This is a genomic window from Pseudomonas fontis (genome assembly GCF_028656955.1).
Classification (GTDB): Bacteria; Pseudomonadota; Gammaproteobacteria; order Pseudomonadales; family Pseudomonadaceae; genus Aquipseudomonas; species Aquipseudomonas fontis.
This window is the reverse complement of sequence record NZ_JAMDGY010000089.1, coordinates 1-16,710: the sequence shown is the minus strand read 5'-3', so window position 1 is coordinate 16,710 and position 16,710 is coordinate 1. Positions and strand designations below refer to the sequence as shown.

Genomic DNA, 16,710 nt, shown 5'->3' with positions numbered 1-16,710 from the left:
CGGCTCGATCTTCAAAGTTTTACTGGCGTATCAGGTGCGGTTGCCGATCTCTGTCGGCTGTGCCAGCGCCATGGCCAATTCGCGTAGCGGACGCTGTTCGGCATCCTTGATGTCCTGCAATTGCTGCCCCAGCGACGCGGCGCCGAACACCGCACGCAAACCTTGCGCCGGGTCGGTGGTACGCCACTGCTTGCCATCGAACACTCGCATTGCGCCGCCATCCTGCGGAACATCCCGCGCGAACAGCCCGGCAAAGGTGCTGGTGCCAAACACGCCACCGTCACCACCGCCAAAGCCAAGGAAGCCATTGCCCGAGCCATCGCCGGCATCACTGCTGGCAAAGACCTGGGCGATGAAGCTCGGTGCACTCAAGCCGTTTTGAATGAAGATTTTGCCCAGCGTGTCGAGACCGTTGCCCAGGGTCTGCTGTTCAAACAGCGGTGCTGGCACCAACGGTGAAAGGCTCGGGACAAGCGGTGCGCCAAACACCTGTGGTTGCAATGGCTGACCGACCGTGAGTTCCGGCGCGGCCGGCGTGGTGACCCGGAACAGTGGGTCGCCGGCATCCTGGCTGCGTACCTGGTATGCGGGACCAGCCAGCGAAACGGCCAGGGCGTTGCCCGCCGCATCGCGAATGCCGCTGCCCAGCGCATTGAGGCTCAACCCCAGGTTGCCCTGCCCGTTCACACCGCCCACGGTCACCCGATAGGTATGTGCATCCAGCTGCACCACCGACTGCACGCTGCCGCTGGCACTTCCGGTCGCCAGGACGCTGAAGTCGTTGGCGTCCACGCCACTGACCGCCTCATCGAAGGTCAGCGTGAAGCTCAGCGTAGGCCCTTGGCTTGAAGCCGGGCCGTCAAGCACGATGTCGACAGGGCGTGGCGCACGGGCGTCGATGACGATGCCCGAGACGTTGCCCATGTTGTTCAGGCCGGTTTGCGCGTCGTTGCCGCGCGCATCGCGCAGGGTCCCGCCGTTCAGGTCGATGGTCGATGCCACGCCGACCCCATTGGCAGCCTGGTGGCCGTTGCTGATGGTCAGGCGGAAGACCAGGGCGTTGCTGCCCGAGCCCGAAACGTAGTCGGCATAGGCCACCCGGCCATTGTCCAGGGTGATTGCCAGGCGCGGCAGGCCGTCACCGGTATCGACCAGCACCGCTTCGCTCAGGTGTACGGTGAAGTCCAGGCCCTGCCCGGCCACGTAGGTGCCACCGCGCGGCACATCCACCCCGGTCACGCTTGGCGCGACCCGGTCGATGCTGTAGGCGCTGCCTTCAAGGCCACCACCAATGGTGTTGCCAGCGGCATCGCTGATGCCGGTGCCGACACCGTTGAGGTCAAGGCGTACCGTGCCCACACCGGCCAGGTTATCGACCAGTACGCTGTAGGTGCGACCATCGACACGGGTGACGCTGCTGATCCGCCCGGCAGCGGTGCCGCTGAAGACCAGGGCGAAGTCCGCCGAATCGACCCCGTTGACGCTTTCATCGAAGGTCACGGTGTAGCGCACCGAGCCGCTGTTGGTCGGGCTGACGTCGACCCGGACGATATCCGCCACCTGCGGCGCGACGGTATCGACCAGCACGCCCGGCAGATTGCCGATGTTCAGCGCCAGGTTCAGGTTGTTGCCGGCGGCATCACGTACGCTGGCGCCGTTGAGGTCCAGCGTGCTCGCCACCTGGATGCCGTCGGCGTCGTTGTTGCCGGACTGAATGGTGTAGGCAAACACCAGTTGGCCGGTACCCGAACCGGAAACGTAGGTGGCATAACGGGTCACCCCGCCAATGGTCAGCGTCAGCCGTGGCGTGCCCGTACTGGTGTCGACCAGCACCGACTCGCTGGCGTTGACCGTGAAGGTCAGGACATCGCCGGCGTTGTAGCTACCATCTTGAGGTACGGTGACACCGGCAACTGTAGGGATCACCGCATCGACCAGCACACCCGTGGTGCCAGCGACGTTGTTGAGCGCGGTGTTGACGTTGTTGCCGATGCTGTCGCGCACCACTGCGCCATTGAGGTCAAGGCCCGCACCGACGCTGATGCCGTTGCTGTCCAGCTGCCCGCTGCTCACCGTCAGGCGGAACACCAGCGCGTTGCTGCCCGAACCCGAGAGGTAGTCGGCATAGACCGTACCGCCGGTGTCCAGGGTGATCTGCAAGCGAGGTGTGCCACCCGTCGTATCGACCAGCACTGCCTCGTCGAGGTTCACGGTGAAGTCCAGGTGCTGCCCGGCAACATAGGTGCCGTTGGCGGGTACCGAGACATTGCTGACCGATGGCGCCACTCGGTCGATCTGATACACCGCGCCCGTTTGCCCACCCGCCAGCGCGTTGCCAGCTGCATCGACAATCCCGGTGCCACTCGCATTGAGGTCCAGGCGCAGGCTGCCGACGCCGCCCAGCGCACTGACCAGCACGGTGTAGGTGCGACCATCCAGCGAGGTGACGCTGCTGATGGTACCGCTCGCGGTGCCGGTGAAGTTCAGGTTGAAGTCGCTGATGTCCACGCCGCTGACCGTCTCGTTGAACGTCAGGGTGTAGCGCACACTGCCGGCATTGCTTGGGCTGGCATCGATGGCGACCACGCCGCCGACGGTCGGTGCCGCCGTATCGACCAGCACGCCCGCCGTGCTGCCCAGGCCATTGAGGGCCAGGGTCAACTGGTTGCCGGCTGCGTCGTTGACGCTGCCACCGTTGAGGTCCAGGGTGCCGGCAGCTTGCAGGCCATTGCCATCATTGCTGCCAGCCTGCACGACGTACTGGAACACCAGGGTGCCAGTGCCAGAGCCCGAGACATAGTTGGCGTAGTAGATGACCCCGCCGACATCCACCGCCAGGCGTGGCGTGCCACCCGCCGTCGAGACCACTACCGATTCACTGGTGTTGACGGTGAAGTTCAGTACATCACCTGCGCGATACACACCGTTTGCCGGTACGTCGACCGTAGCCACCACTGGTACCACACCGTCGACCAGTACCGCGCTGGTGTTGCCGACGTTGCTGAGGGTGCCAGTGGCCGTATTGCCCGCCACATCCGTGATGCTGCCGCCATTGAGCACCAGGTTGCTGCCAACGCTGATACCGTTGCTGTCGAGTTGGCCAGTGGCAACCGTCAGGCGGAACACCAACGCGCTGGTGCCAGAGCCTGAGACATACTCGGCGAACACCGTACCACCGTTATCCAGGGTGATTTCCAGGCGTGGCGAGCCCCACACCGACACCACTTCACTCAGGTTCAGGGTGAAGTCCAGGTTCTGCCCAAGTGCGTAGGTGCCATTGGCCGGAACGCCGACGCTGTTGATCACCGGGGCGATCCCGTCGATGACGATAGCTTTCTGATCAGCCAACGAGTTGCCGCTGCCTGCGGTTGGCAGGTTGAGCACGGCATCATCGGCGGTGACGCTGCGAATGGTTGCACCGTTGAGCGCCAGGCCCGTGGTCGAGGCGTAGTTCAAGTCGGCGCTGACGTCCCCGGCCTGAACAACGTAGTTGAAGACCAGCGAATTGCTGCCCGAACCGGATACATACACTGCGTTACGGTCGATCAAGCCGGTTTCCAGCAACAGGCTTGGCGTACCGCCCGAGCTATCGACCTGTACGCTCTGGTCGAAGGTCACTACCACGGTAATGGTGTCGCCGACCTTGTAACTGCCGTTGCCCGACGACGAGGAAACGCTGGTCACCCGCGGGTTGAGTGGTGCCACGGTGATGACACGGTTCTCGATAATGCTCTGGGCGCCACCACTGCCGCTGTTGCCCTGGTCATTGGCGGCCATCTGCAGCGCGACGCTGCCGTTGTAGCCGGCGGTCGGGGTGAACACCATGCCGTTGAGCGCTGCATTGATATCACTCTGCGAACCGATGAAAGTCATCGTCGCATCGCCGGCGCCCGAGCCCACCTGGAACATCAGCCCGCTGGTACCCGAGAGCGTCAAGGTGCCATGGCTCACGGTCAGGGTGACCGATATGGCGCCGCTGCCGGCATCGACATCATTGAGGCTGATCAGGCTGCCGTTGGCGCTATTGAAGGTCAGGTTGCTGTCCTGGCTGACGCCCAGGCTGACCGGCAGGTTGATGACCGGCGCATCGTTGACCGCCGCAATAGCCAGGATCATCGTGGTATTGGCAGTGAGCGCACCACCCGACCCGGTATTGCCACCATCGTTGACCTGCACACTGAGCACGACGTTGCCATTGGCATTCGCCGCTGGGGAATAACTCACGCCATTGGCGGCGATGAAGGCATTGATGTCGGCGATGCTGCCTGTCAGCACCAACGCACCGGTGCCCGTACCGCCGACGGTGACGCCATTGCCGGAAAGTGCGCTCAACACACCGCCAGGCACCGACAGGTTGACGGTGACCGCGCCACTGCCCGCATCGACATCATTGAACGAAACGCCGGTCACATACCCCTGCGTATCCTCAGTGAAGCTGATCGAGCCAGGCGTGATGATCTGCGGTGCATCGTTCACCGCAGCGATCTGCAGGTTTACGCTACCGCTGGCCACGCTGACGCTGCCGGTGTCGACGCTCACGCCCAGGCTCACGCTGCCGTTGGCATTCGCATCCGGAGTGTAGGTCAGCTTGCCGGCAGCGATGAAGGCATTGATGCTGGCGACGCTACCGCTCAAGGTACGCGCGCCAGCGCTGCCACCTACCGTCACCCCGCTGCCACTGGTGGCCAGCAGGCTGCCGGAGGCCACGGTAAAGGTCACCGTGGCCGTGCCGCTGTCGGCATCGCTGATGCTGATGCCCGTCAGCGCGCCGCTGGTATCTTCGACGAGGCTGATGGTCCCCGGCGCGGTGAGCAGGGGTGAATCGTCGACCGCCGTCACGGTCACGGTGCGGCTGGCTGCCAAACTGTTCAACTGACCATCATTGATGATGAAGCTGACAGTGCGCGTGGCGGTGTTGGGCGCATCCGAGGTGTTGGTGTAGGTCACCGAATGCAGCGCGGCCTGCCACTGTGCAGTGGTTGCCGTGCCGCTGGCCGAGCTGAGCGTCATTACCCCGGTAAGCGGGTTGTAACTGCCCGTGATATCGCCGGTGATCGCCGGGTTGGCAGTGAATGCCAGGACATCCTGGCCAACCTGCAGGTTGCCGGTGATCGCTACGGTGGCTTGGACGAACGTGGTGTTGTCCGAGTCGCTGATGGTCAGATTGGCATCGATGACCACCGGGGTCGAAGTCGTGTTGTTACCCTCGACAAAGCCTGCACTGCCATTGCTGGTGGTGAGGGTCGGGGCATCGTTGACGGCTGTGACCAGGATGCTTGCGCTGTCGCTGGCCGTCGAGAAGGCGCTGGTGCCGCCCGAGACCGTGGCATCGGCCTTGGTGCCCTGCTGGCCGGCCGTGGCGCCAGTCTGGTCCCAGGCTTTGAAGGTCAGGCTCGCGCTGGTGCCGGTCACGCCATCGGGGACGAAACGGACCTTGTCGGTGCTGCGCAGCAGCAAGGCGCTGTTGCCCGCGACGGTGCCGATGTCGCTCCAGGTGGTGCCATCCAGGCTGTACTGCCAGGTACCCGTGCCATTCAGCGTGCCGGTAATGGCGATGCCGGTCACAGCACCGCTGTCGACATCGGAGATGCCGCCGTTGGCGAAGCTGCCCACGGTTTGCCCGGCATTGTTGACCTGCCCGTCGCCAATCCCGGGCAGTATCGGTGCGCCAGGGGTCAGCACCGGCGCATCGTTGACCGACGTCACCGTCAGTTGTGCCTGCGCGGTGCCGGTCGAATAGGCCGTGGTCCCGCCATTGACGCTGGTGTCGCCGACAGAGCGCGCGCCGTTGGTCGAAGCCGCGCCGCTGGTCTGGTCCCAGGCACGGAAGGTCAGGCTGGCGTTACCGCCGTTGGCGCCGTCCGGCACGAAGCGTACCTGGCTGGTGCTGCTCAGCAGCAGGCCATTGCTGATGGACACCAGGCCGAAGCTGGTCCAGGTGGTGCCATCGGTGGAGTACTGCCAGGTGCCACTACCGCTGGCGCCCGTCACGGCAATACCTGACAACGCACCCGTATCGACATCACCGCGGGTCAGGCCGGCGAGAATGCTCGAGACCAACTGCCCCGCGGACAGCGTATCTTCATCGGTACCTGGCAAGGCAAACGGGCCGCCCGACAAGGTCGGCGCGTCGTTCACGGCCACCACGGTGACGGTCGCGGAAATTGCCAGGACTGAAGTGTCTACCCCGCCATTGCTGGTGCCGCCAGTGTCCTCGATGCTGGTCAGGGTCACTACGCGGCTGACGCCAGTGCTGGGCGCCTGGCTGAGGTTGCTGTAGGCCATGCCGTCAACCACGCCCGCAGTGGCTGCCGCGCTGATGCCGCCGCCACTGGACAAGGTAACCGTTGCCGTCGAACCGCTGAACGACACCGAGTAGGTCAACCCATTGGTGAGGGTGATACCGCTGGCGCCATTGGTCAGGAGGAACGTGGTGCCATCTATCGTCAGGCGCTCGAAGCCGGCATCGACCACATTGGTGACGGTAAAGGTGATCTGCTTGATGTTCTGCCCGGCCTCGACGGTAGACACCGTCACGCCACTGAACAGGTCCACGGCACTGCCGTCTTCAGTGAAGGTCGGCGTACCACCGGTAGCCGTCAGCGTCGGCGCATCGTTGAGCGGTGATATCGCAATGTTGATATCAGCATTGCTGCTGGTGCCGCCGTCGCCGTCATTGACCGTGACCCGCACGGTGCGCGCAGCGGTGGCGATGTCGGCGTTGTTGGCATTGCTGTAGGTCAGGTTGCGCACCAGGGCCTGAACAGCCGCCGCATTGGCGTTGGCATTCAGGGTAATGACCAGGTTGTTGGCGCCGCTGCCACCGGCGAAGGTGCCGATGATCGTGCCGGCATACAACACGTTGCTGCCGGAAACGCCGATCTGCCCCGCGCCGTTGCCCTCGTTGCGAATGCCCAGCAGGTCTTCGCCAGCTACCCGGTTGGTGATGATGGCCACGGTGACGTTACCACCGTTGAAGTCCGTAGAGTCGGCGTCAGTGACCGTGGCATTGCCGCCCGCATCGATCACCAGCGGCGAGCCGCCTTCGGTGTACACCGTGCTATCACCGCCCAGGTTGCCGACTACCGGCGCCAGGTTGTTGCGGGTGGTGAAGTTCAGCGTGGTGTTGTCCTTCACGCCCTTGAAGATCGCCCCTTCGCCGTCGACAAAGGTCTTGCTGTCGAAGCGGATGGCATAGCCGGTGCCCAGCGCCAGGGTGATCGACGGATCGATGGTCCAGGTGGTGCCGGCACCGGTGATCTGCGAACTGCCGATGGCGATGGTCTCGACCACCACGTTGTCGCTGGTGCGCACGATATAGATGTTGCCACTGCCACCCTTGGCGACCGACTCGTTGAAGGTCAGCACGATGTTGGCGTTGGGGTCGACGTTCAGGCCGTTGTCGCTCGGGGTGGAGGTGACGATGATCGGCGGACGGTCGTTCTGTACATAGAGGTTGCCGGCCGAGTTGGCAACCCCGCCATAAAGGTCGATATCGCCATCGCCGTCGAAGTCACCTATGCGATAGCTGGTGCCGCTATGATCGACCAGGGAAACCCCGGCCAGTGGCGACTGGGCCAGGGTTTGCAGGGTGAAGGTGCCATCGCCGTTGCTGCGCGCATAGGCCCAGGCCGAACCGTTGCCGCCGGTCTGATAAAGGATGTCCGCGTCGCCGTCACTGTCGAAGTCGGCCAGCAATACACGGCCAGCGGCGGCAGGTGCCGGGAAGGTTGCCGTCGACTGAGTGCTGAACACCCCGTTGTCGTTGCGCAGGTAGGCGCCGGTCGTGTTGTTGGTGCTGGCCAGGATATCCAGGTCGCCGTCGCCATCGATGTCACCGGCAAAGTAGTTGTTGCCGAGGTGGTCAGGCAGCACTACAGCGCTGAACGGTGACTGGGCCTGTGTTTGCAGGGTGAAGACGCCGGAACCATTGTTGCGCGCAAAGCCGAACGTCGTGCCATTGCCGCCGGTCTGGTAGAGGATGTCGACGTCGCCATCGTTGTCGAAGTCCCCGACCAGCATGCGGCCAGCGGCCAAAGGCGCTGGGAAACTCGCCGAGGACTGGGTGGAGAAGGTGCCGCCGTCATTGCGCAGGTAAGTGCCCGTGGTGCCGTTGATCCCGCTGAGGACATCCACATCGCCATCGCCATCAAAGTCGGCAACATAGTAGTTGGTACCGGTGTGGTCCGGCAGCACCACCGCGCTGAACGGCGACTGCGCCTGGGTTTGCAGGGTGAAGGTGCCATCGCCATTGCTGCGTGCATAGGCCCAGGCCGAACCGTTGCCAACGGTCTGGTAGAGAATGTCGGTATCACCGTCGTTGTCAAAGTCCCCGACCACCACGCGCCCGGGCGTGGTAATGGGCGTACCGGTCAGCGGTGCGGTGCCGGTGTTCCAGGAGGTCACCAGCAATCCCTGGTAATCGTTGAGTGCCAAGGACGCTGTTTCGAGCTGACCGCTGCTGCGTTCCAGGGTCCAGTTGCCGCCCAGGGCGTTGGCCCCGGTGTCGTCGATGGAGGCGCCGACGTCGGCCCCGGTCAGGCCGGCCAATTGCGAGACGAACGCCTGGCCTGCGGCGTCTTTGCCGACCTTGCAGCCATAAAGCATCAGGTCGCCATCGGCCTTGAGCGCCTGGCCGATCGACTGCAAGGCTTCGCCGTGCTCGGCGAGGTTGGTGCTGTCGAGCCACACGTTGCCCAGTTGCACGGTGCCCGAGGCACCGTGGGACAACACATGGATCGCATCCAGGTCGTTGCGGCCCTTGAGGTAGTCGGCCATCTGCTTGAGGCCGTCCTTGCTCGGGTCCAGCACGACCACTTCACTGCCCGCCGGCAAGCCCTTGAGGGCATCCTGCGGGTTACTGATCTGGCCATCGACGAACACCACTTCATGGCGCTGACTGGCGCCGCTGCTGGTGGCATCAGCCGTGGCAACCGCGGCCTTTTCGCCGTGATCGGCTGTCGCGGTGTCTTTTGCGGTGTCCTTGGCAGGCTCGGCCGTCGCCTCCTGGGCGACCACCGCTACCGAGGCGTCGAACATGATGCGCGGTTCCAGGGCGAACAACAGCGGTGCCTGACCGACAGAGCCCGAAGCAGTGGGCGCTGGCCGGCCCTGGCGTTTGAATCGATCGATGAACTTCATGTTGCACCTCACGCTGTGCGGGTTGTCGCTCTGGTTGCCGACTGGAACGGTGTGGCAACGGTGCGCGACAAGCGCGCCACCGTGCCGTTGGTCAATCAGTTACGCGATGGGAAAATGCCATACAAGGCGATGATCATGTTGATGCCCAGGTACGGGCTCTGGATCGAAAAAGGCAGGTTGCCACCCACCGCGCCGCAGGACTGTGCAGCAAGCGCGACATTGGTGCTTGCCGCACCATAAATATTCACGGGCGTCAGGTCGCTGGTGGCGCTCTGCGCCAACATCAGGGCGCTTGAGCCTTTGTCGGCACTGGCGCCGCCGGTTGACACCATGATCGGGTGAGAATGGTTAGGCATCTGGTTGACGCTCATCGTCGTCGACGGCGTGCCACCCGATTCGCCGAGGTTGATATTGTTGGCGCCAGGCGACTGTCCAACATGCATAGGCGCCCGACCACGCAGGTCTGGCAGCGCGAAGTTGGTCTGACCATTGCCACCAAAGGAGGTGCCTAAAATTGTAAACAACGCCTGGTTCTGCTGGATCGGCATAATCTGGCCGTTACAGAGTGCGTACTGGTAAGGCGCGAAGTTACCGCCGAACATCTTGATCTCACCGACAAATGGTTCAGACATGTGGCACTACCTTTACTTTGGTTATGTAAACAGATGAGGTACGACGTATTCAGGCAACGATCGGCGCTGGCGCAGCCGCGCATTCGCGGTGTACCACTGCTTGCAGCACGTAGCGGCCATCCGGTTCGGGCATAACGGGCGTCATCATCATCACCCACTCCTGTTGCGCCGGGCCGAACACGCGGTAGACGGCCTGATCCAGCGACAGGCCAGCCGGCAAGGCGAAACACACCGAGAAACATTCGTGGCGAGCGCTCATGGCCACACCTTGATCAAGCCGCACCCGCTCGATCGGCACGCGTGTCTGCGGGTCCAGGGACAGCGCGAACGCACCAGCATCGGCGTCTTGCAGCTCGGCAAAGGTTGGCATCAGGAAAACGCAAGGTTCAGTCATCAGGCCTCCACGGCCAACAGTTCAGGCGTAGCGGCTTCGCGGCGCAGGCGGCGGTAAACCCCCGAGTCGGCGATTGGCAGGAAACCGAGACGGGCGTAGAGCCGCTGCGCCGGGTTGTAATATTCCACCGACAACTCAATCGCCAGCCCGCATGCATGTGCACGCTGCACCAGCGTTTGAATGATTCGCGAACCAAGACCCTGGCCGCAGCAGGCGGGCAGCAGCGCAATATCGATCAGGTTGAGTGCGGTCTTGCCCCAGAACAGGTACAGCCGGCCAATGGCCTGGCCCTCACGCTCGATCAACCAGAACTCCCCGTCCGGGAAGTGTGCCTGGTAGTACTGGTGCTGGGCATTGAACTGCTGGGTGAGAAATTCGTCGATCTGTGCGGCGGGCCAGCCGCTGTGGCTCATTTCGGCCGCGCGGGTGGTTGCATATAAATGTTGCAGGAAGGCCATGTCGCCTTGGCTGGTCGGGCGAAAACTCAAACCGGGGATGGTCATGTTTTATAGCGTCCCTGCATGCAGCGTTGCGTTGATCCGTGCGCCCGAATGTCTCACGGCTGGCGTGAGATCATTGTGATGGCATCTTATTCCACTTGTCTTACAATCGCACCATCAAAATCCGCTTTCTCGTACACCTAATGCGGCCATCCGTCGCCAGGCGGATCCTAAAAGCGACTCACCCTTGCCTTCGAGCACCACAAGCCCGCGAACAGGGCGCGAAACCGTGGTTTGCGCACCATTTTCGAGCACGAATCGTGCGCCATATTGCGCCTGTATCGGCTGCGCCCGGCGTTGCTCGTCACGGCGTATCGCAATGGGCCCCTGATGCTCGGAAACCAGGGCTTCGTGATCAATCGCGGCGACCCCGGTGGTGTCGACGTCGCTGAGGCTCACGCGCAGGGAGTCGCGCAGCGGATCATCCGCCACAAAATGCCCGCGTGCGCCAGGCTCGACGCGCCACAGCTCCGATTCAGTCAGGTAGCCGCGCAGCCGCACGCCCTCTTCAGCCACTATCGCCAGCGGCAGTTGCGCGGCGATCCAGCGCCCGGGCGCGAGGCCCGTGGCCAGATCGCGCACCACCCCGGCATGCGGGGCGCGCAAGTTGAGGCGTTCGCGCTGGGCCACCAGCCCACGGTATTCCGCCACGGCCTCGGCCAGGCGCTGCTCAAGGATGCCGCTGTCGGCCGCCGTCTCGCTGCGCGCCGCCTGACGGCGCAATTGCAGCTGCAAGATCTCGATTTCGCGACGGACAATCTGCAGGCGTGAATCCAGGTCAGGCGACTCCAGCACCAACAGCAGTTCGTCCTGGGCGACGTGCTGGCCGTCCTTCACCCGCACTTCACGAATCCGTGCGGCGGTTGGCGCATGCAGGGCGCTGACTTTCGAGGCCTCCAACATTGCCGGCACCTCGACATCGCTGCGCCATGGCACCAGCAACAGCGCCAGCAGCGCCGCCAGGCCAAGGCCGAGCCACAGCACCTTGCGTGGCTGGGCGCGTTCGCGTTGTTGCCACCAGTGCGCACCTTCGCGCCAGATCGGCAAGGCGATAAACCAGGTCAGCTCCACCAACATCAAAAAGATGCCCAGGGCCTTGAAGAACAAGTGATAGACCGCCAGGGCGATACCGAAAAACAGGATCGCGCGCCAGATCCACGAGGCGTAGCCCCAGATCAGCAGGCGCCGGCGCTCCTTGGCTGGCCAGGGTTCCGGCGCGGCTTCACCATAGCCGAACAGCGCCTCGCGCAGGCGCCAGCGGCACAGGGCGAAAGCGCGGCCTTGCAGGTTGTCGACGGCCCACAGGTCGCTGAGCAGGAAGTAGCCGTCAAAGCGCATCAACGGGTTGAGGTTGATCGCCAGCGTGGTGATCCAGGTGGCACTGGCGAGCATGAAGGCTGCGGTGCGCCCTGCCCCGTCCGGCAACAGCGACCAGGCCAGCAGGGCAATGCAGGCCAGCAGCAGTTCGGCGAGCACGCCGCCGGCGCCGATCAGCAGGCGGGTGCGCCGGTCTTGCACGCGCCAGGCGTCACTGACGTCGGTGTAGAGCATCGGCAGCAGCACCATGAACGCCAGGCCCATGCTCGGCACCCGGCAGCCGGCGCGCTTGGCCATGTAGGCATGGCCGAATTCGTGGCACAGCTTGGCAAACCCCAGGGCGATGGCAAACGCTGCAGCGCCGCCGAGGCTCAGCAGGTGTGGGAAGGTCGCCAGAAAGCGCTGCCAGTCACGCAACACCAGAAACAACCCCAGGCACAGCACCGCCGGCAAGCCATAGCGCAGCAGGCCTGGGCCGAAGCGCTCCAGCCAGGGCCAGGTGCGGTTGAGGAAGGCATCCGGGCGCCACAGCGGAATACGGAAGAACAGGTATTTGTGCAGCAACTGGGTCCACAGGCCCTGGCGCTGGCTGGCAGCCTTGTCGGCGTACCCGGCGCGCTGCTCGGCATCGGTCGCGGCCACCAGGTCATGCCCGCGCAGGAACCGCAGCAATTCCTCGATGGCTGCCACTGGCAAGGGAACGCCCGGCTCGCGGTTGGCTGCCGCCAGTACCCGCGCCGGGTCGCCCAGCGCCCAGTGCCGGAGCAGGCGCATGGCCGGTGCACCGAGCTTGAAATAGCGCCCGCGCAGCGGGTCGGCCAGCGTCCATTGCGGCGCACCGTCCAGCGCTGGCGCACCGGGCGACAGTTGCAGGTCCGGGCGCAGCGCCGGCAGCATCACAGGCCAACCGTCTGACGCAGAGCGGCCAGCGGCCGGCGCAACACGTAGAGCGCCAGCGGCGCACGCTGGCCAAACAGCTTGGCCGTGCCGCGCAGGCCGATCCGTGGCGGGGCCTCAACGAAGCGCGCATCCAGGCGATAAGCCAGTTGGCCGGCCGGGGTGTTCTGCGCTTCATAGGCCGCACGTTCCAGCTCGGCGCTGTGGCGGTGCAACGGGTCGCTGTCGAGGAACAGGGCGACTTCGGCGCCCGGCTCCAGGCTGATGGCATCGGCCACCGGCAATTCGATGCGCAGCTCGGCCTGGGCCGGGTCGGCGATTTCCAGCAGGCGCTCGCCGGTCTGTACCGGCTTGCCGGTCCAGCGTTGGGCGTCGGCGAAAACGGCGATGCCGGCGCGTTCGGCGCGCACTTCGGAGCGGGCCAGCAGGTCGCGGGCATAGTCGCGCTCGGCGCGCTTCTGCTCGACGCGCGCCGCCAGCAGGTCGAGCCGCGAGCTGGATTCACTGTCGGAGAAGGCACGCTGGGTATTGGCCTTGAACTCGGCCTCAGCAACCCCGAGGGTGCGTTCAGCGACATCGGCTTGAGCCTTCAGGCTGGTAGCGTCAAAGCGCACCAGCACCTGGCCCGGCGTGACCAGTTGATTGGGCTTGACCAGAAACTCGGCGACCACGCCATCCAGCGGCGCCGCCACTACCTGGCCGTTGCGCGGGACCACCTCGGCAGGCGCCAGCACCGACTGGCGCACCGGCACCAGCAGCACCAGCAGCGCCGCACCGGCAATCGCCCAGCGGGTACGCGCCGGCCAGCGGATGCGCCAGGGTTTGCCCGGCTGCAAGGCCAGCCAGGCATGGCTGTAGCAGTCACCCAGGTGGCTGAGCAAGGTTTGCTCGGCGTCGACCCAAGGGTTGTCGCGCGCCAGCCACAGGCCGCCAAACACTTCGCCCTGGCGGTCCTTGAGCGGCAACCAGAAAGCGGCTGGCGCAGACAGCGATTGCCAGTCATCGCGGCTGGTCTGGTCAAGGCTTTGTGGATCAACCGGCCCCGGCACGCCGAAACGACCGCTGCGTACCAGTTGCGCGGCCGCATGCTCGATGAAGGCCACGAACGGCGCGTTCGGCTCGACCACGCTGATTCCGGTCAGCGCGCGCACCTTGCCGGCGATCACCAGGGCGGCGTGGCGGAAGGCGAACAACGGCTGGGCATCGTTGACCATGCTGTAGCCAAGCGTCTCGACCGTCGTCGCGGCGCGCGCCTGATGCTCCAGGCGCAGGTAATGCGCGAGCAATTGCTCCATTGCATTGGGAACGGGGGCGTTCATGGTTGCTCGGCGAAGTGCGCGGTGCCGCTCATGCCGGCAAGCAGGCCGCTGCTGTTGGCCGGCAGGGTGCCGATCAACAGCAGGGTCTGGCTGCCTTCATCGATGCGTGCGCCCAGGCGCTTGACCACGGCATCAAGCGGCTTGCCGGTTTCATCGGGGACAAAGCTGAAGGTCTGTTCGGGCTTGAGCTTGCCGAGCCAGCGCGATGGCACCAGCAGGTGCACTTCCAGCGAACGGTTGTCGACGATCTCCAGCAGTGGCGTGCCGCTGGCCACGCTTTCGTGGGCCTGGACCTTGCGCGTGACCACTTGGCCGTCGAATGGCGCCTTGATCTGGCAGCGCTGGACTTGCACCTGGTAGACCTGGGCTTCGGCCTGGGACTGGGCCTGGCGGGCTTCGGCCAGCGCCACTTCGAAACGCCCGACCGAGTTCAAGGCGGCCAGTTGCTGTTTGTTGCGCAGCTCTTCGCGGGCCGCGCGGGCGGCGGCGTTGGCGGCGTTCTGCTGGGCCTGGTAGGCGCTGCAATCGAAGCGCACCAGCACATCACCCTTGTTGAAGGTCTGGCCTTCGGCGTAGGGGATATCGACCACGCGGCCGGCCAGTTCGCTGGCAAGCACGGCCTGGGAGCGGGCGCGCAGCACGCCACGCACTTCACTGGCGGTCGATGTGGCACCGTCGAGCAGCGGATCGGCGTCCGTTGCGGCCTGACACAGGCTGCTGACCATCAGCAACGCCACCCACCACGCTCCCTGCTTCATCACGGTGCATCCTTTGTTATTGCTGTTTATTTGGATTATGTATCGGTCGCGTTGACGCAAACCTGACCACCGTTGGTCAGTGGCGTCGGTAACTCTTGTTGCCTGAAGGGGTCAGGCAGTACACACCGCCACGCGGCCCCGTGCAGAACGCCCCGGTGCCACAGGCACAGCCGTCGGCACGGCCCTGCAAGGGTTGTAGCGCAGGCCGGGCATTGCTGCCAGCCGATTGCGCCGAGCAGCTTTTCTTTGAACCACTGATGGAGCCGTCGTTGCACAGGAACAGATCACCGTCGCAGCGGGCGATACCGCCCTTGCTGCCAGAGCACGGCGTGTTGCCGGCCAGGGCGCCGGAGCCGGCCATCAGCAGTACCAGGCCCACACCCAGCAAACGTGGCGACAGGCAGGAAAGTCGAGCCACGATCTGTGCTCCGCGAAAAGTGGCCGGATGCTATCAATGTTTTTGTCGCTGCGGAAGTAGGCCGCTCATCGGTTTTGGCGTTTATTTACGGGGGTGTTGTCGAAATCCAGGTGCAGGATACGACCAGAGGACCCAACCCAAGCAGGAACCGCAACCATGGACAACTATCGCAAACCCCTGGTGGTTTCCCGCAGTGAATGGCTGAGCGCCAGGCGCCAGCTGTGGCTGCACGAAAAGGCCTTTACCCATCAACGTGACGAGCTCAGCGCGGCCCGGCGCGCGCTGCCCTGGGTTCAGGTGACCACGGATTACCGGTTCCAGACGGCCGACGGCAGCAAGACGCTGGGCGAGCTGTTCAACGGGCGCAGTCAGTTGTTGGTGTATCACTTCATGTTTGCTGATGGATGGACCGAAGGATGCCCTGGGTGCTCGTTTCTGGCCGACCATTTTGATGGGGCCAACCTGCACCTGAAGCAAAAAGATGTGGTGTTGGTGGCGGTTTCGCGGGCGCCCTACGCGGAGTATCAAGCGTTCAAGCGGCGCATGGGGTGGCGGTTTGACTGGGTGTCGTCACATGGCTCCTCGTTCAACCAGGATTTTGGGGTGACGCCTGGGGGCGTGGAGGCTGAATACAATTATGAGCCGTATAGCGGCGATGAGACTGAGCTACCCGGTTTGAGTGTGTTCTATCGGGATGCCTCAGGGGCGGTTTTTCATACGTATTCCAGTTATGCACGTGGGCTGGATATTCTGGTAGGGACGTATAACTTCCTCGATCTGCTGCCAAAAGGTCGGGACGAAGAAGGGACCATGGATTGGGTTCGGCATCATGACAAATATGAAGGGGTGGAGGTTAAAGGGGGGTGCTGTCATTGAGCTGGGCCCGCTCTCTTGTTTTTGGTGGGGTGAATATCGATTTTTTGCAGGGACTTGATGTCACCTTTCCGCCCTTACGGCGGGCTACTTTTTTCAGACGAAAAAAAAGTAACCAAAAATTCTTGCCCCACCATTCGGCCCTACGCTTCGCTTCGGGTCCCTTCACTCCGGTGCCGTTAAACGGGCCCGCGGACACAAGTTGCTACGCAACTTGCACGCCTCGCGTCTTCGGCTACGCCGAAGGGGGCTACGCCCCTGCCCGTTTAACGACACCTCCGTTCAGCCTCTGGTAACGGGGCCGGTAGATCAAAATCAACAGCACAATTCGCTTCGCTCTTGCTTTGCGGTCTATCGCTTCTATGTAGCCGCTGCCGTCAGGCTGCGCTCGCCTGCATAGCAGGCGCCGCCTTTAGGAGCCCTCACGGGCTCCAGCGCAGCCTGACGGCAGCGGCTACAAA

9 protein-coding genes are annotated in these 16,710 nt (G+C 63.9%); 1 reads left to right on the top strand and 8 read right to left on the bottom strand.

What is annotated here, in order from left to right; translation table 11 throughout:
• Window positions 1–30: 30 nt before the first annotated feature.
• From M5G11_RS22995 to M5G11_RS22960, 8 genes are all read right to left on the bottom strand, one after another.
• On the bottom strand, window positions 31–9,141 hold the full coding sequence (locus tag M5G11_RS22995) for a DUF4347 domain-containing protein (RefSeq protein ID WP_273913583.1): 9,111 nt from the start codon (window positions 9,139–9,141) through the stop codon (window positions 31–33).
• A 95-nt stretch (window positions 9,142–9,236) separates the two neighbouring features.
• The gene (locus M5G11_RS22990) at window positions 9,237–9,773 is read right to left on the bottom strand and encodes a phage tail protein (RefSeq protein WP_273913582.1); all 537 of its coding nucleotides are present in this window, start codon (window positions 9,771–9,773) and stop codon (window positions 9,237–9,239) included.
• A 49-nt stretch (window positions 9,774–9,822) separates the two neighbouring features.
• Window positions 9,823–10,167, bottom strand: a complete 345-nt coding sequence (locus M5G11_RS22985; RefSeq protein WP_273913581.1) for a DUF6916 family protein — start codon at window positions 10,165–10,167, stop codon at window positions 9,823–9,825.
• Entirely contained in the window at window positions 10,167–10,670 is a 504-nt protein-coding gene (locus tag M5G11_RS22980; protein ID WP_273913580.1) for a GNAT family N-acetyltransferase, read from the bottom strand. The genes M5G11_RS22985 and M5G11_RS22980 overlap by 1 nt, the downstream gene beginning before the upstream one ends.
• Before the next feature lie 114 nt (window positions 10,671–10,784).
• Entirely contained in the window at window positions 10,785–12,884 is a 2,100-nt protein-coding gene (locus M5G11_RS22975; RefSeq protein WP_273913579.1) for a site-2 protease family protein, read from the bottom strand.
• Window positions 12,881–14,200, bottom strand: a complete 1,320-nt coding sequence (locus tag M5G11_RS22970) for an efflux RND transporter periplasmic adaptor subunit (RefSeq protein WP_273913578.1) — start codon at window positions 14,198–14,200, stop codon at window positions 12,881–12,883. Before M5G11_RS22970 ends, M5G11_RS22975 begins: the two co-directional genes overlap by 4 nt.
• Window positions 14,197–14,958 (bottom strand): efflux RND transporter periplasmic adaptor subunit, encoded by a 762-nt coding sequence (locus M5G11_RS22965; protein WP_273913577.1) that lies wholly within the window; start codon window positions 14,956–14,958, stop codon window positions 14,197–14,199. The genes M5G11_RS22970 and M5G11_RS22965 overlap by 4 nt, the downstream gene beginning before the upstream one ends.
• Window positions 14,959–15,034: 76 nt before the next feature.
• A complete protein-coding gene (locus M5G11_RS22960) occupies window positions 15,035–15,319 on the bottom strand; it encodes a YdcA family protein (RefSeq protein WP_273913599.1) in 285 nt (94 codons plus the stop codon).
• 213 nt (window positions 15,320–15,532) lie between these two features.
• Here M5G11_RS22960 and M5G11_RS22955 point away from each other — a divergent pair, with 213 nt between their 5' ends.
• On the top strand, window positions 15,533–16,252 hold the full coding sequence (locus M5G11_RS22955) for a DUF899 domain-containing protein (protein ID WP_273913576.1): 720 nt from the start codon (window positions 15,533–15,535) through the stop codon (window positions 16,250–16,252).
• The last annotated feature ends 458 nt before the right edge of the window (window positions 16,253–16,710 follow it).